Genomic DNA, 22,017 nt, shown 5'->3' on the forward strand with positions numbered 1-22,017 from the left:
AAAGCCACCCAGTTATAGGTGACTTATCTATGATTGCAATCGGATAAAAATCACTGAAATTCTTAACAGTGATTATTCATCAATACAACTGGGAATACCCAAAACAGCGCAGGGGAAATTAGAACCTAGTGCCTCAATCATTGGATGATTAACAGAGTTGCAACCCAGAAACAGAATATCAGCAGCTTCTGATTCAACAACTTTTTGAAGTTCTCTAGAAATGCAGCCAAACCGTAAATGAGATTTGAAGCAACCTTGCCATTCTTCAGCCAGACTTCGGGCTTGCCAGAGAATTATATCTGCAAGTTGTAGGGGAGTTACCACTGTCTGCAATTTGGGGTGAGTTAATACCTGTGTGGCAGACTTTGATATTTGACTGATTTGGCACTCAAATGCAGGCTGTTGTATTGGTAAGCTCAAGACATTTGAATACTGGCTTTTTGAATTGTCTTCTAGCACATAAACGGCTTGAACTGTGACTTCTGCATTAGTAGCTAAACGCGTTTGATGGGCAATCCAGAAGGCAATATCTAGTGCCGTATGACTGTTAGGAGATGCGTCATAAGCAACGATTAAATTAACTGCTTTTGTTTTTTGAGGTTTTTTAGAAAAAGGTTTTTTTGGTTCTGGCAATAGTACCATTTGTTCAATTAAGTCATCTCGGCCTGTGGCACTTTGCAGACGTGCTAACATTGGCTTAATTTGCACAGTTTTACTTCTCCCAATTAAATGAGTTAACAATGAGAAGCAGGGCGATCAATTTGAGATTTTGGACTTCGGCTACGCTCAGTCGAACGATTTTGGATTTTAGATTGAGTGACGATAACCAAAATTAAAAATCTTAAATCAATCAAGGAAACCCCAATAATAACTGTATTACAGCCAAAGTGTTGGGGGTTCCTTCCATTGCCTACGGAGTTAGCTGACGGGCTAAGACTGGAAGGTGTCTCTCTCTTAGGAGTGGTGAGTGCTGAGTTAAAGATTAATTATTCTTTACTTTTTACTCTGAAATTGCCGCTCTCTGCAAGATACGCCCCACAATATGGTTCCTCCGTTCCAAATGCAGCTTTCATGAATTTGAATTAGGCTACCCACTAGAAAAAATGATAATCTAATTTACTCGTCTTGGGCAAAATATCGATCGAGGAAATTTAGAGCGTGGTTGCGAAGTTCAAAATATTCTTTTGAGTTTCGCATGGCCGCGCGATCTCGTGGATGTTCAAAAGGAACTTCTAATATCTCTCCTATACTAGCAGCTGGGCCATTGGTCATCAAGACGATGCGATCGGACATATAAATTGCTTCGTCTACATCGTGGGTAATCATCATCACTGCCTGACGATTATTTTCCCAAATATCCAATACCTGGCGCTGCAATTTGCCACGAGTTAGTGCATCTAGCGCCCCAAAAGGTTCATCCATCAGCAACATTTTCGGACGAATTGCTAAAGCTCTGGCAATACCTACTCGTTGTTTCATCCCTCCAGAGATTTCATCAGGATATTTGTCAGCCGCTGCCGTCAAGTTTACCATTGCCAAGTGTTGATTTACAATGCTAATTTTCTCGGCACGATTAGCATTTTTTAACACTTCATCCACGGCTAAACGGATATTTTCTCGCACTGTTAACCAAGGTAACAACGAATAGTTCTGAAATACCATCATCCGCTCGGCTCCTGGCTGACGAATTTCTTGTCCATCTAGCCTGACTGAGCCGGAAGTGGCTTTTTCTAAACCAGCTACTATCTTTAGTAGAGTTGATTTCCCACAACCAGAGTGACCAATTACAGAAATATATTCATCTTCACCAATCGTCAGATTAACTCCATCTAAAACGACAAAGTTTTCTTTATCAGGTGTCGGATAAGACTTGACTAAATTTTCAATTTCTAAAAATCCAGGGCGGGGTAGAACTTCGGTCTGGGTATTAATAGGTAATGGGGTATACTCCATCATCAAAATGCTCCGGGAATAATTTAGTCAATCAATTTTGGATTTTAGATTTGCAATTTTAGATTGTTCCCGATCAAAAGGATGCTGGGCTGCTGAGGCAGAGCATAAACCAAGGAACCAAAATTCAAAATCCAAAATCCAAAATTGGCAGGGATTTAAGACATGAAAAAGTTAGTGGGAGCATTAGCCCTGATGGCAAAACTATTCAAATAGCCTACAGGATCGCTGGGGTCGAAGCCTTTCTTATCTATAAATACTTCTGGTGGTTCGACCTTGTAATCATCCTTGGGACATTTGATGCCCATTTCAGATGCTATCTCCCGATATAAATCTGTTCGCCAGCCAAGTTCGGCTAGTTTCTCGGCATTTTTGGGGAATTTCTTAATTTGTCCCCACCGTGCGGCTTGTGTCATCAACCAGATACTTCTCGATCTCCATAAGAATGTGGAGTGTTCTCCTAGCTGTTTGGGAAGGTTGTCAGGAATATCGAAGAAAATCGTGGTGTCAGCGGCTTTGATGGTGCGGTCTTTGCCGTCAAAGCCGCCATAGTTGTAATTGCCGAGAATTCCCGGACTTGTGAATTTCGTAATTGGGGCATTTTTCTTTTTGGGTCTAGCACCTGTAAAGGAACGGTCTGTAATCAGTTCGGCTACTTCTTGGCGGTTTTCTGCTTTGCTGCAATATTGACAGGCTTCAATCATCGCCTTGACTAGGGAACGATAGGTTTTGGGATATTGGTCAATGAAAGATTGCATCACCCCCAAAAGCCGATCTGGGTGTCCCAACCAGACTTCTTTACCTTGTGCGAAGGTAAAGCCGATGTTTTCATTACCTGTTATTGCTCGTGTATTCCAAGGTTCTGCAACCATGTAAGCTTGCATTGCACCAATCCGCACATTTGTTACCATTTGGGGTGGCGGAACGATGATAACGCGAAACTCTTTAAGCGGATCAACACCTGCGGCGGCGCATAAGTAACGGACAAAGTATTCATAAATGGCGGAACTTAATACTACCGCCCAAACTCTGTTTTCTGGCGGCTGCTTGTCAAAGTAGCCTCTAAAATCGCGCCCAAAGGCTTCTAAAGCACCATCGCCATATTTTTCTTGATACTCGTACCACGGACGCAGACCAAAGTCCCACATGGCTTTGTTCATTGTCATGGCGTTACCGTGGCGGTGAATGGTCATCGCTGCACATAAGGGGGCGTGGCGTGCGCCTTCAGCACCAATTCTGGCGTTGGTGACAGCACCAGATACTACGGGTGAAGCATCCAGGCGACCAAAAATTAAACCGTCGCGGGAGGTAGCCCAACTGGCTTCGCGGTTGAGTGTGACGTTCAAACCATATTTGCGGAAGAAGCCTTTTTTCCAGGCGATCGCAAATGGCGCACAATCATTAACAGGAACGTAACCAACTGTAATATCGGCTTTTTCTAGGTCTTGGGATCTAACTACTGGTTGTACAGCTAAGGCTTCTGGAGTTAGTCCTTTGGCGGATCTATCTCCTGAAATCGCACAAGAAGATAGTGCTATTCCCGCCGTTGTTGCTCCTATTCCCTTGATAATATCTCGTCGAGTCCAGTTAATATCACCCATTTTTGTAGCTCCATTGGTGATTAATTACTCAGGCTTCAGGCGCAGAGTGTCTGCTGTTTTGATAGCAGCCAAATTTTGTTAGTTGGAAGTTTTAGGGCGATGGGTTACTAATTCTTGGATTTTGCCCACGCCGTAATCTAGGATTAACCCAGTTAAGCCAATTATAAATACAGCTAAAAAGACTGAACTCAGGTTTAAACGACTCCATTCATCCCAGACAAAAAAGCCGATACCAATACCGCCTGTGAGCATTTCTACGGCAACAATTACTAGCCAAGCTATCCCTAAACTAATTCGCAAACCTGTAAAAATATACGGCAAACTTGCAGGCCAAATTATTTTTGTAATCCGTCGCCAACGCGGCATTTCTAGCACTCGTGCAACATCTAAATAATCTTTGGGAACGCTAGAAACTCCTAATGCGGTATTAATAATTGTCGGCCACAAGGAGGTAATAAAGATGACAAAAATCGCGGAAGGTTCTGCTAAATTGAAAATTGCTAAGGCGATGGGTAGCCAAGCTAAGGGCGATACAGGTTTAAAAATTTGAATGATCGGATTGAGTGCTAGCATTGCCGGTCTAGACATGCCAATTAAAAACCCCAAAGGAATCGCCACTAGCGCACCTAACAAAAAGCCTATTAATACCCTTCGCAGACTTGCAATCAACAGCCAACCAATTCCCAAGTTACCTGGGCCTCGCTGGTAGAAGGGATTTAAGATGTAGTCTAAATTAGCAATGAACGCTTCTGGTGGGGTGGGCATCAATTCATGGTTGGCAAGTGCAATAATCCACCACAACACAATTATTCCCAAAAACCCTAACACAGGTAGAATGAAGACATCTTTGAGGATAACAGGTTTTGTTTTTTTCCAAGCAGCTTGTCCGGCGATCGCTGCGATCGCGGCCAAATTTAATTGAAATATCATTTACGACCTCAACAGATTTAAGTGCAGGTACAAAGAATCCGAGCAGTACCAGCCTTGGACACCGATGAGATCGGAACATTATAAAAATGTCGTCTCTTCAGTCTCCTCTCAATGCCTACGAAGTTAGCTGACGGGCTAGGGCTGAGAGATGCCCTTCACAAGAAAGTTATGAGTTATGAGTTATGAGTTATGAGTTAAATATTAGTAACTTCTAACTTCTGACTTTCTATGAGATACGCCCCACAATTTGGTTCCTCCGCTCCAGCGTTATGCACTGTGACACGCTGGATTAGGCTGACTTACTCTATATGGATACTAAATTATGCACAATATACCATCGATCCTCAGTAAAATCCATCTATCTTATGATAATTATTGTTAATTTTAATACTAATATTAAGTGTTTAGTTTTAATTATTTGTAGTAAATAAAACTTATTATTTTAGTTGTGTTGTGGTCAACTCCTTGCACAGACCGCTAAATAATCTAGTCGAGCCAACTATCAAGAATGTTATTTGCTTGATTAATATTTTTTAATCCAAAATAGATTATGCTGAAAAAATTTTATATCCGGTTAATTAATCAGCAAACAAAATAGTATGTATAATATATTTCTTTTGGTAGGTGAAGAAAATCGGTTAATGTGGTAGATACGCGCTGTACTCGCTAAACTAATTGGATATGGAAGTTTACTCATCTATCTTCTAGCTGATATTAAACATAATGGATTTTAGTCAAGTACTGGCTGAAAAAAGGGACAACATCATCGATAAATGGATTCTAGCAGTTCTCCGGGATAGACGGATTGAAAGTGCTGATGACGTATCTTACACAGCAGTCAAGGATCACATCCCTGATGTTTTGAAAGCAATGGTGACAGTGCTTTCAAAATCTCAGGATAATGATATTCAGTCAATAGTTACTGCCAGTTTTCAGCATGGAGCTATTCGAGCGGAACAAGGCTTTGATTCAGCAGAAATTGCTAGAGAATATCATCTGCTGCGAACAGTAATATTTGATGCTCTACAACCAGATTTATTGGGGGGAACACCTGTAGAGATAATTCGTTCTATGCGTTTGATTGACGCTATCATAGACGAAGCGATCGCTCGCTGTTTCAAAAGTTATGTTGAGGAGCGGTTGCGAGAATTACAGCAGTTGCAGGCATCACTAACACTCCATAATGATGAACTCACGCGCTTGATTAGCGCCAATCAAGAGTATGTTTCACAACTAGCCCACGAATTGAAACATCCCCTAACTTCCATTATTGGTTACTCGGATCTTTTTTTACGCCAACAACGACGAAAGACTGAGATAAAAGACACTTCTGCCAATCTCGAACATATTGAGCGGGTACTACGCAATGGTAGACAATTACTCCACCTGATCGACGATGTATTAGAACTTTCGCGGTATGAGGCAGGGCAGATAAAACTCCACCTAGCACCCACCGATGTGCAAGAATTAATCAATAATGTCTGTGAAATGTTGCAACCTTTAGCAGGTGTTAAAAATTTAAAAGTCGTAGTAGATTGCGATCGCGCTCCCAAAGACTTAATCACAGATCCTTTTCAGTGCCAACAAATTGTCACAAATCTTATTAGTAATGCGATTCGTTATACAGAGTCGGGGACTGTTATTATAATGTGTCAGGTGTTGGAGAATCAAAGATGGGCGATCGCAGTTTCTGATAGTGGAATTGGCATTGCACCAGAAAACCAAGCCCAGATATTTGAACCTTACTTTCGCGTCAGTTTTAGCGATCGCCCCTATCTGCCTGATAGTACAGGATTGGGATTAGCAATAGTATCTCGCTTAGTAAAACTACTCGAAGGTGAAATTAAGCTAGTCTCTGAAGTGGGCGTTGGTTCTACCTTCACTGTAATTTTGCCCTTAGAAGTCAAGATATGAGAAAGTTTATAGTATATTTTAAAATTTATGAAACTGCATATCCCGTATGTGGCCTGACATTTTGCGGGTGAAATCCTAAAACAATTTTATTTTTAGGAATTCCTGCTGTTAGTAATTCGTAAGTCACACCATCTTCTGTGTCATCTCGTTGTACCCAGATTTTGCCATCAATAATGTCAATATGAACTAAGCAACCGTGAATTCGCTTGACACCATCCCAGCCTAGAGTTATCAGTAAATAGGTGTCATTTTCACTATCAAAGACTGCTTTACATTCAATAGCTGCATGGGAATAAGGAATTTGTGTGTAAGGTACTAATACCTCTTTAATCATGCGTCGATAATTATCTAAGGTATCCATTGGATAATCCTCTCAGTTTCTGGATTAAAAACAACTAACTTTAGATTCTCAGTTTCTATTAAAGTACGTTCATTAAAATAAGATAAAAATTATCTCTATAACAATCCTTGTTTTTTCAACTTATCTAGCGCATCTTCAGCAGCAGCTTTTTCTGCGTCTTTCTTATTGCGTCCCTTACCTTCGCCGTAAATTTTTTCATCTACCAATACTTTTGCTATGAATTCTGGCGCGTGAGAAGGCCCTCCTATTTGTTCTGTAAAATATTTGGGAGGATTTGGAGTAACGTTGCGTTGTACCCATTCTTGAAAGCGATTTTTTGAGTCTACATTAGAACGAGACACAACTATATGCTTAGAATCTACAGAATCAAATAGCGGTTGTATAATTGCGCGAACTGCTTCAATATTAGAATCATTATCTAAATAGTAAGCACCAAGGACAGCTTCAAAGGTGCTACTGATCAAATTAGGATTTTGGAAGCCTCCGTCTCGAATAGCGCCTTTTCCTAACCGCATTCTAAAGTCTAAACCTACCTCCTTTGCGAACTTTGCCAATTGCTTTTCATCTACCAGCCCCGAACGCCGCCGGGTTAATTCATCTTCTCCCATTTCTGGGTGACACTTATATAGATACTCGCCACTTAAGAAATTCAGCAAAGCATCACCGAGAAACTCTAGACGTTCATTATGTTCACCTTCTCCGGGGTTTTCATGGACATAAGAACGGTGGGTAAGCGCACGGCGCAGAAGTTTTTCATTATGGAATATTAGAACTTTGTGCATTTTTATCTTGTGTTTTGTTGTGGAAATTAACTGTTGCCAAACTGTTACAAGTTTAGACATGAAAAAACTTTTAGTAAAAGCGCAGACGCGTAGCGACTTGTCGGAAGACCTCACCTAACATCCATCAAGTTTAAAAATTATCTATGGTATTGTCTCAAAATTATAATTTATTTAAATAATATTTTAGCTAATAAATAATTTACAGTTTACTTTGCGCGATCGCATCATACAAAATACCTAAAATTTTTTTAATATCCTTAATATAATATTCACTCAAATAAATCGAAACTACATTACCTTCAAGTTTCATAAATTGCCATATCGTACCGATAGTAACAGCACCATATATCGCTTTGATTTGATTTCCACCTCTCTCGTTAAATAACTGAGCCGCTACCATTTCGGCAATACATTGGGCTAAACCAGACCTCAAATTCTCATTTTTACTTTCTACTAAAACAATCACTGGGCTACGCACAAGTAACTGCTCCGTAGAAAGACTCAAAATAAAATCACAAAGGCCATTTAGTCCTCGTTGACTATCAACACTAAAATCAACTCCAGAAAAAAAGCTTATTTCATAATTAAATTTACGTCTAATTTCTAATAAAATTGGACTAATTATCATTTCACTCCGAGCCTTTTCTGTACTTATCGCTACTGCTAAATCAATATTTTCCTTAAGAATAGTAGATAATAAATCACTACATTCATGCTCTTGCACATTTGCGAATAGTCCAGATGACTCGTTGATAACTAATTCAAAAGAATCAATAACTTCAATAAGTTTAAAATCACTATAAGCCATAAAACTTACTCTTTTGTCTTATGAATTAATTCTATAACAAAGTTTAAAAATTTAGCTTTGGCGGAAACACCCTAGCTAAATCAAGAGATAAATCAGGAAAGCAGGGAAAATTTATTACCTGATTTGACAAGAAAATTCGCTTACTTGAATAACCATATCTGCCTTGATTATCCTGATATGGTTCACTGTAAGCTTCCAAATAATTATCGAATAAATTGAATATCCAATAATCAGTAATACCCGCTTTAGCATAGAGAGGTATTTTCACATCTTGGTCATAAGCTAAAGAAGAATCTGAAACCTCCATCACCAATAACACATCAGCCGCTTTAGGGTGAGCCGACAGATAATCATCAGAACGGTTTTGAACAATTGCAAAATCCGGTTCAGGTTCGCTTTTAGGTGGTAAAGTAATGGGAGCTTGAGATTGCAAAGTAGCCTTGTCTCCCAGGATTTTGGGGAGTTCTTTCCACAGTTTTCTTAAACAAGTTTCATGAGCTTTACCTTTGGATGCCATCTCAATAATTTCCCCGTTGATTAATTCAATGTGGTCATCTTCATGAAAAAAGCCCAATTCTCCAAGCCTGTGGTATTCATCTAGTGTGAAGCGTTTAGCCTGAGCAATACTCATAACCTTACCTTTCTCTCATTGCCATAATACTTATTTTAAATGTGCCAGAAATTGGTATGCTAAAGGCCAAGACTCGCTATGAACAGCAAACAATGTCCGCGCCTACTATCAATCCCAGCATCACTGCCTTTCCTTTGAGTGCCGTAGTCGGTCAAGAAGCAATTAAATTAGCGTTGCTGTTAGCCGCAGTTGATCCTGGTTTGGGAGGAGTGGCGATCGCAGGTCGTCGCGGTACGGCAAAATCTGTGATGGCTCGTGCTATCCACGCTCTACTACCGCCGATTGAAGTTGTCAAAGGCTCAATCAGCAATTGCGACCCCAACCACCCCGAAGAATGGGACGATCAACTTTTGGCGGAGTATGCAGACAAAGACATTCAAGATGTTCCAGTCCAAATCATCCCCGCGCCTTTTTTACAAATTCCTCTAGGTATCACCGAAGACCGACTATTAGGTTCAGTAGATGTGGAAAAGTCGGTAAAACAAGGTGACACCATTTTTCAGCCGGGATTACTCGCTACAGCAAACCGGGGTGTACTGTACGTAGATGAAATTAATTTATTAGATGACCAAATATCAAATCAGCTTCTAACAGTATTATCTGAGGGACGCAACCAGATAGAACGGGAAGGGATTAGTTTTCAGCATCCGTGCAAATCTTTATTTATTGCCACCTACAATCCCGAAGAAGGCGGATTACGGGAGCATTTGTTAGATAGAATTGCGATCGCACTTTCTGCTGACGGTGTACTCGGCTTAGATCAAAGAGTAGAAGCAGTTGAAGTTGCGATCGCTTATTCTAAATCTCCCCAAGACTTCCTCAAACAATACAACGAAGACTTAGACTCCCTCAAAACCCAAATCATCTTGGCACGGGAATGGTTGAAAGAAGTCATCATCACCCATGAACAAATTGCCTATTTAGTGGATGAAGCGATTCGCGGCGGAGTTCAGGGACATCGCGCCGAGTTATTCGCCACGCGGGTTGCCAAAGCTGCGGCGGCAATGGATGGACGAACAACAGTTAATGCCGAAGATTTGCGTCGTGCGGTGGAATTGGTGATTGTACCACGCGCCACAGTTGTGCAGACACCACCACCAGAACAACAAGCACCACCACCTCCGCCACCCCCACCGCAACAGAATCAAGAAGAACCCCAGGACGAATCTGAAGAAGAACAAGAAGAACAGGAAGAACAAGAAGAACAGGAAGAACAAGAACCCCCTAGCATCCCGGAAGAATTCATTTTTGATCCCGAAGGGGTAATCCTTGATGACAACGTGCTGTATTTTACTCAAATGGCAAAGCGGCAAGGTAAATCTGGTAGTCGCAGTGTCATCTTTTCTGATGACAGGGGACGCTACATTAAGCCGATGTTGCCCAAGGGGAAAGCGCGACGCATTGCAGTAGATGCGACGCTGAGAGCAGCTGCTCCTTATCAAAAAGCCCGAAGAGAAAGACAACCAAATAGAAAAGTTATTGTAGAACAGCCTGATATTCGCTCGAAACGCCTGGTACGCAAAGCGGGGGCGCTGGTAGTATTTGTGGTAGATGCTTCTGGCTCAATGGCCTTGAATCGAATGCAATCGGCTAAAGGTGCGGTGATGCAACTGTTAACAGAAGCTTATCAAAACCGCGACCAAATAGCATTGATTCCCTTCCGGGGAGAACAGGCAGAGGTATTATTGCCTCCAACACGTTCTATTGCTTTGGCGCGTAACCGCTTAGAAAGGTTGCCCTGTGGTGGGGGTTCGCCCTTAGCGCATGGTTTAACTCAAGCTGTGCGCGTCGGCTTAAATGCTCAGATGAGTGGAGATATTGGGCAAGTTGTCCTTGTAGCAATCACTGATGGGCGGGGTAATATTCCCTTAGCGCGTTCTTTGGGTGAACAGCTAGAACCAGGAGAAAAGCCAGATATCAAAGGAGAATTATTAGAAATTGCTGCCAGAATCCGGGCTTTGGGGATGCAACTATTAGTAATTGATACCGAAAGTAAATTTGTGTCTACAGGCTTTGCTAAAGAATTATCGCAAACAGCAGGCGGTAAATATTATCATTTGCCAAAAGCCACAGATCAAGCTATTGCTGCTATGACCAAAGGTGCGATCGCTGATTTAAAATCTCGATAATTAGTCATTTGTCATTTGTCATTTGTCATTGGATTTTTGACTTAGCACGACTACGAACCAGTGGGCATTACCTGGGGTTGTAAATAGCAAATCAAATCTTGGATTCCCTTTTGCAGATAGCGCGTTACCGTCATTGGACTAGTACCAATGTTTTTAGCCGCATCTTTGCGAGAAAGTTCTTTCAGAAAGACCATCTCAACTGCCATGCGGGGCTTTTCTTCCAACATATTGATTGCACCCTGGAGTTGTTGGCGTTCTTCTTCTTGTTGCAGAAGCACATGAGAACGAGGACAAGGAAGTGCCTCACCCAAGGTTATTTGGCAATCAACATAGTTAACTGCGGTTGCGTCTAAACTCAAAGGCATCCGGTTTTGAGCAGCTAACTTGGTTTCTTGCCATTCTTGCACAGATACCCGGAGTTCCTTAGCAATTTCAGCATCCTTGGGCTGGCGACCTAAAGACATTGCCAAGTCCTTGCGAATCTTTTGCCCTTCATTATATAATTCTTGCCAACGACGGGGAATTTTTAATAGAGTACTGCGATCGCGCAAAAAGTGCAGCATCTCACCGCGAATATATGGCACTGCAAAGGAACTAAAAGCGTATCCTTGGCTAGGGTCGAAACGCTCAATTGCCCTAATCAAACCAAAATAACCGATTTGTTCTAAATCTTCATAAGGTTCATTACATTGATGGCTAAATTTATGAGCCATCTTCCGCACTAAGCCAGTATGTAACTGTACAAGTTTATTACGAAGTTTAATAGAAGGATTCTGGTGGTACAAGTGTAATAATTCTATACCATCAGTTCGTAAAGAGGACTCACTTGCTGCCATATACATTCCTTTGTTGTAACTCCTATTCCTGGAAAAATGGAGTTGCGTATATTTTCTTTTAAGCTGTCATTATTTTCCTTAGTTAGGGCAGAATAAGCCATCGTCGTTTCACTGAACTTGTGAGGGGTCGCACTCCATAATTCAGTATTTGTACGCATGATTTTATTCCGCTCACTGTTGCAGGTTATGTTTGTTTTTGAGATAAAAATTTCAATCTTGGATAATCTTTTTTGTTTAGTTGTCTCCTACCTTACGTAACCCCTTACTGGTTTCTTGCCTTAAATCTTTGTAAGAATAGAAATAGGCAGAACATTTTCCTAAAAAACAGTTTTTCAATATGAGCAATACGAGTAATTTTCGTGAAGCTATCCGTGAAGCTAAATCTCACGCCCTCGTTGGCCCAAACGTAATCGCCAACGCCCTCCCCTATGTCGGTGGTGGATTGGTGCTAACGGCATTAGGAACCTACGGCGGTTTGGGAGTTATCCGTACTAACCCCGGAATCTTCTTTCCCACCTTCATTGGTGCGGTGATTTTGGAGTTAATTTTGTTCTTTGTTGCCCAAAATGTTGCCCAAAAAGGTAATAAGGGTCTTGCACTACCCCTGTTGGCAACCTACAGCCTCTTGTCTGGATATACTCTCAGTGGCTTGGTATTTGTCGCTTTGAGATCCCAAGGTGTTGGCATTCAAGGTATTGGGTTGGCTGCCCTTGGTTGTGGCGTTACTTTTATTTTCGCCCGTCAAATTGGTTCAAATCTCTCTGAACAAGATGGCATGGCTTTGACGAAAACCATCAATCTTGGCGTTATCGCCTTGGTGGTTGTATGCCTTGCCCAATTTGGGTTTGCCATGTTTGGTGTTTACACGCCAAATTGGTTAGAAATTGCCATCTCCGGTTTAGGAGTATTCTTATTTGTTGGGGTTTCTGTTGTCGATTTTTACATCTTGCCCCGCACTTACAGCGATGACCAATATCTACCTGCTGCTTTGTCGATGTACCTTACTTACATCAACTTGTTTGTCTTTATCTTGCGGTTACTCATTGCCATTAATGGCCGCGATTAAGTAGGTAGGCACTAACAAAAGTAAAGTTTTATAAAGTAAAACCCGTGGTTAAATTTTCCGCAGCCACGGGTTTTTTATTTGTTTAATAGTAGAATATGTAGATAAGTTAAGCCTCAAGTGAGCAAAACTATGCTTGAATTCTTAAATATCAAAATCGAAGTAGAAAAGTTGTCTAATATCTTGGGTAAGGCCGAAGACTGTCTTTGACCTCAAATATTTGACTACAAGAATTCAATATTTAGATCAAGTAATTGCTCAACCGGATTTTTGGAATAATCCAACCCGTGCTTATGAAGTCCTTCAAGAAATTGAATACTCCATATTCTACAAGCATGAGCAATATCAGCGCTGGTGTTCGATTCTAGAAGATATCAAGGCTGCGTTGGAATTATTGGAATTATCAGCTGATGAGCAATTGTGGCAAGAGGCGCAAACTAACCTTACCCAACTCCAACAAGAACTCGAAACAGCAGAAATACAACAATTATTGTCTGACCCCCACGACAAAAAAGGTGCATTTCTCACTATTATTTCTGAAGTTAATAATGCAGATGCTCAATACTGGGCATATATGTTGCTGCAAATGTACTGGCGTTGGGCAAAAAGCCACAATTACCAATTTGATTTAGTAGCCATTTCTGAGGGTAATCGAGCCGGAATTAATTATGCGACTTTAGAAATTACAGCAAGTTATGCATACGGCTACCTCAAATCAGAAACAGGCATACATCAACTACAGGAGATATCGCCCTTCGATGTAACTAACAGCTTGGGGATCAGTTTAGCTAGTGTAGAAGTTATCCCAATATTGGATGAGTCCGTTGACTGGGAGATTCCAGAGAAGGATTTGGAAATTACTTGGCCTCTTCATCGGGGGAATGTCAACCGTCCACAAATATGGGTAAAGATAGTTCACATTCTTACCGGCATTAGTGTATTTTGCGACCAAGAGCGCAGTCTGATGGGAAACAAAGAGAAAGCCTTAGCTTTTCTCAAGAGTAAACTGTTTGCGATTGCACTAGCCCAAGGTGTCCAGGTTGACAAAATTCAACCCCGGCTGATAAAATCTCTATCCAACAACCTCATCCGCGAATATATCTTGCATCCTTACACCAAGGTAAAAGATTTACGCACCAATGTAGAAACACCTGCTGCGGTAGAGGTTTTGAACGGTAAAATTGATTTGTTTATCAAAGCTTATCTGCAACAGCTAAATCACACTACTTCAGTGACCCAAGAAGCGCTTGATAATTCCGAGTAATTTTTGTAACTTATATAAGTAGTACAGAAAAAATTTGCCCAACTACAGCTAAAATCAAGAAACATAAGTAGAATAAAGAGCAATTTTCCAATCCAAAGCGCTCTATCTATCATTCAGCAACTATTATGGATGTCCTAGAACTCAAACGCGAAATCGAAACATTGTCTGGCCGCCTGGGTAAAACCCAGGACTATCTTTGACGTACCTGCACTGACAGCCAAAATTCAAGACCTCGAAAAAATATCTGCCCAACCAGAATTTTGGGATAACCAAACCGAAGCCCAAGAAACCCTACAAGAACTCAACGACCTGAAAGCCCACCTCGAACAATACGATCGCTGGCACGCCAATTTAGAAGATACTAGGGCAGTTGTTGAATTGCTGGAGTTAGAAACTGATGAGGCGCTACTCCAAGAAGCGGAATCTACCATCACTAAACTGAATCGTGACCTGGATCAGTGGGAATTACAACAGTTACTTTCCGGCCTCTATGATGCCGAAGGTGCTGTACTGACGATTAGTGCTGGTGCTGGTGGCACAGATGCTCAAGACTGGGCATTTATGCTGATGCGGATGTACACCCGTTGGGGCGAAGCTCACGGCTATAAGGTAACTTTAGCTGAAGAGTCGGAGGGTGATGAAGCCGGAATTAAATCGGCAACCCTAGAAATTACCGGTCGCTATGCTTATGGTTACTTGCGATCGGAAATGGGTACACATCGCTTAGTGCGAATTTCACCTTTTAATGCCAACGGTAAGCGACAAACCAGTTTTGCCGGGGTGGAAGTGATGCCGCAGATTGATAACTCTGTGCAATTAGATATTCCAGATAAGGATTTGGATATCACCACAACTCGCTCTGGTGGTAAAGGTGGGCAAAATGTCAACAAAGTAGAAACGGCGGTGCGGATTGTTCACCTTCCCACTGGTCTTGCCGTGCGCTGTACAGAGGAGCGATCGCAACTGCAAAATAAAGAAAAAGCCCTAAATCGCCTCAAAGCAAAGCTGTTGGTCATCGCCAAAGAGCAACGCGCCCAAGAAATTGCCGAAATTCGTGGCGATATGGTAGAAGCCTCCTGGGGAAATCAAATCCGTAACTATGTATTTCATCCTTACCAGATGGTAAAGGATTTACGTACAAATACAGAAACAACGGCAATTGGTGATGTGATGAATGGCGAACTTGATCCATTCATTCAAGCTTATCTGCGCCAAGAAAATAAATTAGTAGAAAACAGCGTTCCATAATTTGTGATTATTTACAAGTGCTAAGTAATTAATTGTAATATTACTTAGCACTTGTTATTTATTTTTTAGTATTTAAGATTAGCGCGACGCCGAATAGCCCTAGACATCGCACGATTCCGTCTGATTGGGCGTTTTTAGAGAAATTTGTGAGCAATATACAGGCGATCGCTATTCTATTCCAGACCAACTGTTACAGTTATAAAAGAGTCTGTGGACAAATAACTATGAGCAACACTCCTTCAACAGAACCTCAACCTAGCTACGTAAAACTCGCCATGCGAAACATGGTGCGGAAGGGTGGAACTTCCCTAAAGCATTTTGCGTTGACTGCTGTAGGGCTTTTATCTCTCCTTGTTGGTCTTGCTTACTTAACTCACTAAGCTATCACGCAACTGGTGAGGGTTGTCATGAGTCATTTATATTTCAAAAGACAGATGACCAATTGACAAAGGACAATCTTAACGACAAACCGTAAACCTCAGACTAGGAGACTGTGTGTCCCTGAGCGTTGAACTATACGTAGAGGATGATTTTTCCGAGTTGTCCCCGACAACATCTGTAAAAATTGAGGACACTGATCCCCGAATTCCTCCTGAAACTTGGGAAAATTGGTTTAATCAGTGGTTGGAAATACTTCACCCTGATATTCCCTCAGCGCCAAGCTATGAAATCGGGCTGCGTTTGACAGATGACACGCAAATTCAAGAACTGAATGCCCAATATCGTCAACAAAATAAGCCTACAGACGTTTTAGCCTTTGCTGCTTTGGAGGTGGATTTTCCTCAAAGCAAAGAGATGCTTGCTTCTGTACCATTATATTTAGGTGATATCATTGTGTCTGTAGATACAGCACAACGTCAAGCTCAACAGCAGGAACATAGCTTACCAACTGAGCTAGCCTGGTTAGTTAGTCACGGTTTGTTACATCTCTTGGGCTGGGATCATCCTGATGAAGAAAGTTTGGGGCGAATGTTAGAACAGCAAGTGAGATTGCTGAATGCGGTAGGTATTCCTATTGACATGGAATAGGAACAGTTCATGTATTCTTTAATATTAATTTTGGGTAATACTTTTATAATACTTCTGTGGAAAATTGCTTAAAGATTGCCTCAAAGTTAATTCCGCCATTAAAATCGGCGAATGTTCCCACTGTAGCAACTCTGTTTTTGTGTTTTTAAGTCTATGTCCCAAAAAATTTCTCCATCACCAACGCCTACCTCGTTACAAACACTTGTGTCTAACGAACGGGAATTCTCCTGGAAAGTAGCCTCTAATTTATTTGTTAGTTTTAAATATGCCTGGGCTGGAATCAGCTATAGTTTTCAAACTCAACGTAATTTTCGCATTCACGTAAGTGTTTGCGCGTTGGCGATCGCTTTAAGCGTTTTTCTACATCTGCAAGCGGTAGAAATAGCGGTAATTGGTGTAACTAGTGGTTTAGTTTTGGCATTAGAGTTACTAAATACAGCGATCGAGTCTCTTGTGGACTTAACCGTTAAGCAGACATACCATGAATTGGCAAAAATTGCTAAAGATTGTGCGGCTGGTGCAGTGCTTGTTTCTGCTTTGGTAGCGGTGCTGGTAGCTGGTATGCTATTGCTCCCTCCTCTGGTAAAGTTAATTATATCGACTTTGTAGACGTGATTTGCCATCGCCAAGTGAGCCGATAAGACGATCGCACTCTGTCCGATCCTCTGGAGAACACATTATAAGCAATTCAAAAGTGAGGCGATGTCTACGACGGGCTATTCGACGTCGCGCCAAGCATCCTGGGTAAAGGATTACTTGGTAATCTTTAGCCGTCCACGTCAGCGTTATTTTTACATCTAGCGAACAAATAGCATCAGATATTTGTCTATGCTGTTTGCAACTGATGAGTGGTAAAAGCCAGGAGTTATCAGCTTTGATTATAGTTATCGATAATTACGACAGTTTTACATATAATTTAGTACAGTATCTGGGAGAATTGGCAGCAGAATTCTCAGTGGCAGATGATATTAAAGTTTTTCGTAACGATAAGATATCCATAGATGAGATTCGGGCATTAAAGCCGGAAGCCGTGGTTATTTCTCCAGGTCCAGGTCGCCCGGAAGATGCCGGTATTTCTTTAGAATTGATTGAACAGCTAGGACAAGATTTGCCAATCTTGGGCGTTTGTTTAGGACATCAAAGCATCGGTCAAGTGTTCGGTGGTAAAATAATTGCTGCTCCAGAATTGATGCATGGCAAAACTTCTCAGGTGTCTCACACTGGGGTGGGGGTTTTTCAGGGATTAGAAAATCCTTTAACCGCCACCAGGTATCATAGTTTGGTGATAGAACGTGAGACTTGCCCAGATGTGTTAGAAATCACCGCTTGGGTTGAAGATAACACCATTATGGGAGTGCGACACCGGAAGTATCCTCATATTCAGGGCGTCCAGTTTCACCCAGAGAGTGTCCTGACATCTTCAGGAAAACAGTTATTGCGAAATTTTTTGGAACAGTTACAGTCAAGAGCATAATTAATGAAACGACGACAGTTGATGGGCTATGCTGGGGCGGGATTGGTAACAGCTTTAGTTACCACTACCTTGGGTTCGGAATCTCAAGCTGACGCGGAATCTAGCGGTTTATCAGTTCAGTGGTTGGGTCATACTTGCTTTCTTTTTACTGGTGGCGGTGCAAAAATTATCGTCAATCCATTTCGGCCAGGCGGCTGTACTGCTAAGTATCGTCCACCCAAAGTTGCAGCAGATTTAGTACTGATTAGCAGCCAACTGCTAGATGAAGGTGCTGTAGACGTACTACCGGGAAATGCAAAACTCATCTACGAACCAGGAGTTTACGAGTTCAAAGACATTAAGTTTCAAGGAATTGCCATAGACCACGATCGCAAAGTTGGTAGACAGTTTGGCTCAAATACCGCTTGGAGTTGGAAGCAAGGCGGAATTAATATCTTACACTTAGGGGGAGCAGCTGCACCCATTTCCATTGAGCAAAAAATCTTGATGGGTCGTCCCGATGTCGCATTCATTCCAGTGGGAGGCAGTGCAAAAGCCTACAATGCTGAGGAAGCAAAGCAGGCTATTCAAGTGTTAAATCCCAAGTTAGTGATTCCGACCCATTACCGGACACAAGCTGCTGATACTGCTAAGTGCGATATATCCCCACTCGACGATTTTCTTACCTTGATGAAAGGTATGAAAGTGCGGCGCAGCAATGGAGATAGTATTTCAATTACCCCTAAAGATTTGCCGGAGAATGGGGAGATTCAGGTTTTGACTTACAAGTTTTGAGGAGGAGGGGATGAAGGAGAAAGGGGAGAATAATGACTCCTGACTCCTGAATTCTGATTTTAGAATGTGTACCATTCTGGGGTAAGTTTATCAGCATCGCTAATCGGATTTGGAGTTGCTGTTGTCCCATCTATAGTCCAAATGGTGTCTGCACCTCCTGTCTGATCGCGCCAGTAGATGTCGGTCTTACCATCGCCATTATAATCGCCAAGGGATGGTGTCAAAGCTACGTTTGTGGTCGGTAGGAAAGCTTGAGTAGCAACTGTTGTGCCATCCATCAACCAAGCGGTGTTTTCGCCGGTTTTGCTATTGTGCCAGAAGATGTCGGTCTTGCCATCGCCGTTGAAATCACCAATTTGAGAAGTCCAGGATGAGTCAAGTGTCCCCAGAGTACCCTGTGTGACTATGATACCATTCATCAACCAAATCTGGTTCTGACCTGTTTGAGTGTTTCTCCAGAGAATGTCAGTCTTATTGTCGCCGTTGAAATCACCAAGGGTAGGAGTCCAGGCAGCATCCTGTGATTGCAGCGCCAATTGAGTCTTTTGTGTACCATCCATAAACCAAACGCTGTCAGCGCCGGTTGTCTGATTGCGCCAGAAAATGTCGCTCTTACCATTACCGTCGAAATCAACAATGGTAGGAGTTAGCGCTGGGTCTGTTTTATCTAAAACAGTTGAACTCAGAATTGTTGTACCATTCATCTGCCAAATAGCGTTCTCACCGGTTTTAGTATCATGCCAGAAAATATCGGTCTTGCCATCGCCATTGAAATCGCCAATCTCAGGAGTCCAAGCTGGGTCAAGGGTGGTTAAAGATGCCATATTAGCAACTTTTGTGCCATCCATTAGCACAATGCTATTAGCACCGGTTGTCTTATTGCGTAATAAGAAGTCGGTTTTGCCATCACCATTGAAGTCACCAATTTTGTAAGTATAGGCGGATAGGTCAAATTTCCCTAGAGAACCCTGTTGCAAAACTTTTGTTCCATCCATCAACCGAATCATAATTTCACCGGTTGTAGGATCAGCCCAAACTTTGTCGGTTTTGCCATCACCGTTAAAGTCAGGAGTGATCGCCGCGCTAGTTATGTAAGGATTAGGATTGGGATTTGGTGACGTTTTGGTAGGCGCGGTCACTGCTTGTTGGGTAAACAATTGATCTTGTAGTGGTTGTGAATAACTACTACTCCCAAGCCCCAAATTAGTATCTATACTACTAAGAGAATTTGTCAATATTTGTGATTTTGCAAGAGAATCTGCTGCCCATTGAGTTGTATTCAAAGATAAGGGTGAGGAATTTGTAGTTCCAAGCATGGTGTATTTTTATGATTGGTTGTTATATTTTTTTAACTTTTTGTGATCATCTTTTTCTGTAACCAAATAACATTTACCAGGGTTTAAATATTTCTTTATAAATATTTTTCTTTATTAATATCATTTATTGAAGATAAATATCTATTTGTTTTAAACGATTATGATGAAATTTTCAAGTTCTATCTAAGCAAATGCAAAATATTTTTTGTGCCTTATATATATGATGATTTATAGATAAAGATTGATGACTTTATCTATTCTCGTTGATATTTACAATGTTGAATTTAAACATACATACATATTTATGTAATTGTTACTGGGCTACATAAAAATATTTACACTAGATAAATATGATGTGATTACCAATAAAATCCCCGATTTCTTAAAGAAGTCGGGGATCTTAGCTTTTCCAGATAATTGATTATTCTCCAACAATTTATGAGTTGAGTAGAAAGAAATATTGGCTAGAATAATTTAGATTAGCAACTACCGAGAAGCATGGACTGTGCATCTACTAGTTACTAAAAGTGTAAAATAACACAATAGTTTTATAAGTACATCAACTATGCAAGCAGAATATCGGCAGCGTCGCAAGCAGTTAATGGCAAAAATTGGTGATGGTACAGCCATTTTTCGCAGTGCGCCAATGGCAGTGATGCACAACGATGTCGAGTATGTTTATCGCCAAGACAGTGATTTTTTCTACTTGACTGGTTTTAATGAACCACAGGCAGTTGCAGTGTTAGCGCCACATCATTCAGAACATCGGTTTGTGCTATTTGTCCAACCAAAGGAGCGCGAAAAGGAAGTATGGACTGGTTATCTTTGTGGGGTAGATGCAGCCAAAGAAATTTATGGTGCTGATGAAGCGTACCCCATTAGCGAGTTAGATGAAAAGTTACCGCAGTATTTGGAAAAAGCCAGCCGGATTTATTATCACTTAGGACGCGATCGCACTTTTAATGACCAAATCCTGAGACATTATCAAAGTCTACTACGAACTTATCCTAAACGCGGTACAGGGCCTGTCGCCATTGAAGATACTGGCCCCGTTCTCAATAGCATGAGATTGATAAAAAGTCAAGCTGAATTGGAATTGATGCGCCAAGCAGCAGCGATCGCAGTCGAAGCACACAATTACGCCCAAGAAATCGCCGCCCCCGGACGTTATGAGTATGAAATTCAGGCGGAGATGGAGCGCATTTTTCGAGTCCGGGGTGGCTTAGGCCCGGCTTATCCTTCGATTGTGGCTTCTGGGGTGAATGCTTGCGTACTGCATTACATTGAAAATAATCGTCAAATGCAGGATGGAGAATTACTGCTAATTGATGCCGGTTGTGCTTACGGTTATTACAACTCGGATATTACGCGGACATTTCCTGTGGGTGGTAAATTTACGCCAGAACAAAAGACGCTGTATGAGATTGTTTTAGAGGCGCAAAAACAAGCGATCGCTCAAGTGCAACCAGGTAATCCCTTTAAATTAGTTCATGATACAGCAGTGCGCGTTCTCACGGAAGGTTTAGTTGAGCTTGGCATCCTCAAAGGTGAAATTGATAAGTTAATTGAAGAAGAAAAATATAAGCCATATTATATGCATCGCACCAGTCATTGGTTAGGGTTGGATGTTCATGATGTGGGTGTTTACCAGCACGGTGAAGGCAAACCGCAGATTTTGCAACCAGGCCAAATTTTGACAGTGGAACCGGGATTATATATTGTGCCTGACACCAAACTAGCAGAAGATCAACCAGAGACTGATCCTCGATGGGTTGGTATTGGTATTCGGATTGAGGATGATGTGTTAGTTACATCTGATGGACATGAGGTGTTAACTGCGGGAGTTCCCAAAGCAGTGGATGAATTAGAAAGATAAAAAATGGGGATGGTAGGGAGCATCCCGTCAG

The 22,017-nt window shown here is 41.6% G+C and carries 21 protein-coding genes and 2 riboswitches; of the genes, 11 read left to right on the plus strand and 10 right to left on the minus strand.

The genetic code is table 11. From position 1 onward, the window contains the following. Positions 1-72 precede the first annotated feature (72 nt). The 4 genes from V7K73_RS01880 to ntrB all read right to left on the minus strand — a co-directional run bounded on the left by V7K73_RS01880 (position 73) and on the right by ntrB (position 4,481). Complete coding sequence (locus V7K73_RS01880; protein ID WP_334876884.1) at positions 73-693, minus strand: universal stress protein; 621 nt, start codon at positions 691-693, stop codon at positions 73-75. Between the two features lie 199 nt (positions 694-892). Continuing rightward, positions 893-1,099, minus strand: a riboswitch (cyclic di-AMP (ydaO/yuaA leader). Between the two features lie 17 nt (positions 1,100-1,116). After that, on the minus strand, positions 1,117-1,953 hold the full coding sequence (locus V7K73_RS01885; RefSeq protein ID WP_334876886.1) for an ABC transporter ATP-binding protein: 837 nt from the start codon (positions 1,951-1,953) through the stop codon (positions 1,117-1,119). Between the two features lie 155 nt (positions 1,954-2,108). Further along, the gene (locus V7K73_RS01890; protein ID WP_334876618.1) at positions 2,109-3,551 is read right to left on the minus strand and encodes an ABC transporter substrate-binding protein; all 1,443 of its coding nucleotides are present in this window, start codon (positions 3,549-3,551) and stop codon (positions 2,109-2,111) included. A gap of 78 nt (positions 3,552-3,629) precedes the next feature. Continuing rightward, complete coding sequence (gene ntrB, locus V7K73_RS01895; protein WP_334876619.1) at positions 3,630-4,481, minus strand: nitrate ABC transporter permease; 852 nt, start codon at positions 4,479-4,481, stop codon at positions 3,630-3,632. A 97-nt stretch (positions 4,482-4,578) separates the two neighbouring features. Next, positions 4,579-4,787, minus strand: a riboswitch (cyclic di-AMP (ydaO/yuaA leader). A gap of 417 nt (positions 4,788-5,204) precedes the next feature. Here ntrB and V7K73_RS01900 point away from each other — a divergent pair. Continuing rightward, positions 5,205-6,395, plus strand: a complete 1,191-nt coding sequence (locus V7K73_RS01900; RefSeq protein ID WP_334876621.1) for a sensor histidine kinase — start codon at positions 5,205-5,207, stop codon at positions 6,393-6,395. A gap of 25 nt (positions 6,396-6,420) precedes the next feature. Here the strand turns inward: V7K73_RS01900 and V7K73_RS01905 are convergent, their stop codons facing one another. The 4 genes from V7K73_RS01905 to V7K73_RS01920 all read right to left on the minus strand — a co-directional run bounded on the left by V7K73_RS01905 (position 6,421) and on the right by V7K73_RS01920 (position 8,977). Beyond that, the gene (locus tag V7K73_RS01905) at positions 6,421-6,756 is read right to left on the minus strand and encodes a XisI protein (RefSeq protein ID WP_334876623.1); all 336 of its coding nucleotides are present in this window, start codon (positions 6,754-6,756) and stop codon (positions 6,421-6,423) included. 95 nt (positions 6,757-6,851) lie between these two features. Continuing rightward, on the minus strand, positions 6,852-7,538 hold the full coding sequence (gene rnc / locus V7K73_RS01910) for a ribonuclease III (protein WP_334876888.1): 687 nt from the start codon (positions 7,536-7,538) through the stop codon (positions 6,852-6,854). Between the two features lie 199 nt (positions 7,539-7,737). Next, positions 7,738-8,346: a hypothetical protein gene (locus V7K73_RS01915; RefSeq protein ID WP_334876624.1), complete on the minus strand. Its 609-nt coding sequence runs from the start codon at positions 8,344-8,346 to the stop codon at positions 7,738-7,740. A gap of 43 nt (positions 8,347-8,389) precedes the next feature. Beyond that, entirely contained in the window at positions 8,390-8,977 is a 588-nt protein-coding gene (locus tag V7K73_RS01920) for a Uma2 family endonuclease (protein WP_334876626.1), read from the minus strand. 92 nt (positions 8,978-9,069) lie between these two features. On the opposite strand from V7K73_RS01920, the gene bchD reads away from it, so the two are divergent. Next, complete coding sequence (gene bchD / locus V7K73_RS01925) at positions 9,070-11,106, plus strand: magnesium chelatase ATPase subunit D (protein WP_334876890.1); 2,037 nt, start codon at positions 9,070-9,072, stop codon at positions 11,104-11,106. A gap of 50 nt (positions 11,107-11,156) precedes the next feature. Here the strand turns inward: bchD and V7K73_RS01930 are convergent, their stop codons facing one another. After that, a complete protein-coding gene (locus tag V7K73_RS01930; protein WP_334876628.1) occupies positions 11,157-11,942 on the minus strand; it encodes an RNA polymerase sigma factor SigF in 786 nt (261 codons plus the stop codon). Positions 11,943-12,279: 337 nt separating this feature from the next. On the opposite strand from V7K73_RS01930, the gene V7K73_RS01935 reads away from it, so the two are divergent. The 8 genes from V7K73_RS01935 (at position 12,280) to V7K73_RS01970 (ending at position 18,794) form a co-directional block, all read left to right on the plus strand. Next, positions 12,280-13,008, plus strand: coding sequence for a Bax inhibitor-1/YccA family protein (locus V7K73_RS01935; RefSeq protein ID WP_265272475.1), 729 nt, complete (start codon positions 12,280-12,282; stop codon positions 13,006-13,008). Between the two features lie 129 nt (positions 13,009-13,137). After that, a protein-coding gene (locus tag V7K73_RS01940) for a PCRF domain-containing protein (protein WP_334876630.1) occupies positions 13,138-14,269 on the plus strand; the annotation gives its coding sequence in 2 pieces (ribosomal slippage) (positions 13,138-13,212 and positions 13,214-14,269; 1,131 coding nt in all). Positions 14,270-14,394: 125 nt separating this feature from the next. Continuing rightward, positions 14,395-15,517, plus strand: a protein-coding gene (gene prfB / locus V7K73_RS01945) for a peptide chain release factor 2 (protein ID WP_334876632.1) whose coding sequence is annotated in 2 segments (ribosomal slippage) — positions 14,395-14,466 and positions 14,468-15,517 — 1,122 coding nt in all. Because the reading frame shifts where the segments join, the coding sequence is not laid out codon by codon here. A 224-nt stretch (positions 15,518-15,741) separates the two neighbouring features. Continuing rightward, positions 15,742-15,897 carry a DUF3285 domain-containing protein gene (locus V7K73_RS01950; RefSeq protein ID WP_100899181.1) on the plus strand — a complete coding sequence of 52 codons (156 nt, stop codon included), beginning with the start codon at positions 15,742-15,744 and terminating at the stop codon, positions 15,895-15,897. Positions 15,898-16,018: 121 nt separating this feature from the next. Further along, entirely contained in the window at positions 16,019-16,546 is a 528-nt protein-coding gene (ybeY, locus tag V7K73_RS01955; RefSeq protein WP_334876892.1) for an rRNA maturation RNase YbeY, read from the plus strand. Between the two features lie 153 nt (positions 16,547-16,699). Beyond that, entirely contained in the window at positions 16,700-17,155 is a 456-nt protein-coding gene (locus tag V7K73_RS01960; RefSeq protein ID WP_334876635.1) for a diacylglycerol kinase family protein, read from the plus strand. Positions 17,156-17,420: 265 nt separating this feature from the next. Beyond that, entirely contained in the window at positions 17,421-18,020 is a 600-nt protein-coding gene (locus V7K73_RS01965; RefSeq protein ID WP_334876894.1) for an anthranilate synthase component II, read from the plus strand. Positions 18,021-18,023: 3 nt separating this feature from the next. Next, positions 18,024-18,794 (plus strand): MBL fold metallo-hydrolase, encoded by a 771-nt coding sequence (locus V7K73_RS01970; protein ID WP_334876637.1) that lies wholly within the window; start codon positions 18,024-18,026, stop codon positions 18,792-18,794. 59 nt (positions 18,795-18,853) lie between these two features. Here V7K73_RS01970 and V7K73_RS01975 read toward each other — a convergent pair whose 3' ends face one another. After that, on the minus strand, positions 18,854-20,110 hold the full coding sequence (locus tag V7K73_RS01975; RefSeq protein WP_334876639.1) for an FG-GAP repeat domain-containing protein: 1,257 nt from the start codon (positions 20,108-20,110) through the stop codon (positions 18,854-18,856). A gap of 565 nt (positions 20,111-20,675) precedes the next feature. Here V7K73_RS01975 and V7K73_RS01980 point away from each other — a divergent pair. After that, positions 20,676-21,986, plus strand: a complete 1,311-nt coding sequence (locus V7K73_RS01980; RefSeq protein ID WP_334876641.1) for an aminopeptidase P N-terminal domain-containing protein — start codon at positions 20,676-20,678, stop codon at positions 21,984-21,986. Positions 21,987-22,017 lie beyond the last annotated feature (31 nt).

Origin of the sequence: Nostoc sp. (genome assembly GCF_036916975.1) — a bacterium.
In the GTDB taxonomy this organism is placed as follows: domain Bacteria; phylum Cyanobacteriota; class Cyanobacteriia; order Cyanobacteriales; family Nostocaceae; genus Nostoc.

Bases quoted from the DNA above. Each gene is read 5' to 3' on its own strand.
- V7K73_RS01880 (WP_334876884.1), bottom strand. From the start codon at position 693: ATGTTAGCACGTCTGCAAAGTGCCACAGGCCGAGATGACTTAATTGAA.
- V7K73_RS01885 (WP_334876886.1), bottom strand. From the start codon at position 1,953: ATGGAGTATACCCCATTACCTATTAATACCCAGACCGAAGTTCTACCC.
- V7K73_RS01890 (WP_334876618.1), bottom strand. From the start codon at position 3,551: ATGGGTGATATTAACTGGACTCGACGAGATATTATCAAGGGAATAGGA.
- ntrB (WP_334876619.1), bottom strand. From the start codon at position 4,481: ATGATATTTCAATTAAATTTGGCCGCGATCGCAGCGATCGCCGGACAA.
- V7K73_RS01900 (WP_334876621.1), top strand. From the start codon at position 5,205: ATGGATTTTAGTCAAGTACTGGCTGAAAAAAGGGACAACATCATCGAT.
- V7K73_RS01905 (WP_334876623.1), bottom strand. From the start codon at position 6,756: ATGGATACCTTAGATAATTATCGACGCATGATTAAAGAGGTATTAGTA.
- rnc (WP_334876888.1), bottom strand. From the start codon at position 7,538: ATGCACAAAGTTCTAATATTCCATAATGAAAAACTTCTGCGCCGTGCG.
- V7K73_RS01915 (WP_334876624.1), bottom strand. From the start codon at position 8,346: ATGGCTTATAGTGATTTTAAACTTATTGAAGTTATTGATTCTTTTGAA.
- V7K73_RS01920 (WP_334876626.1), bottom strand. From the start codon at position 8,977: ATGAGTATTGCTCAGGCTAAACGCTTCACACTAGATGAATACCACAGG.
- bchD (WP_334876890.1), top strand. From the start codon at position 9,070: ATGTCCGCGCCTACTATCAATCCCAGCATCACTGCCTTTCCTTTGAGT.
- V7K73_RS01930 (WP_334876628.1), bottom strand. From the start codon at position 11,942: ATGGCAGCAAGTGAGTCCTCTTTACGAACTGATGGTATAGAATTATTA.
- V7K73_RS01935 (WP_265272475.1), top strand. From the start codon at position 12,280: ATGAGCAATACGAGTAATTTTCGTGAAGCTATCCGTGAAGCTAAATCT.
- V7K73_RS01950 (WP_100899181.1), top strand. From the start codon at position 15,742: ATGAGCAACACTCCTTCAACAGAACCTCAACCTAGCTACGTAAAACTC.
- V7K73_RS01960 (WP_334876635.1), top strand. From the start codon at position 16,700: ATGTCCCAAAAAATTTCTCCATCACCAACGCCTACCTCGTTACAAACA.
- V7K73_RS01970 (WP_334876637.1), top strand. From the start codon at position 18,024: ATGAAACGACGACAGTTGATGGGCTATGCTGGGGCGGGATTGGTAACA.
- V7K73_RS01975 (WP_334876639.1), bottom strand. From the start codon at position 20,110: ATGCTTGGAACTACAAATTCCTCACCCTTATCTTTGAATACAACTCAA.
- V7K73_RS01980 (WP_334876641.1), top strand. From the start codon at position 20,676: ATGCAAGCAGAATATCGGCAGCGTCGCAAGCAGTTAATGGCAAAAATT.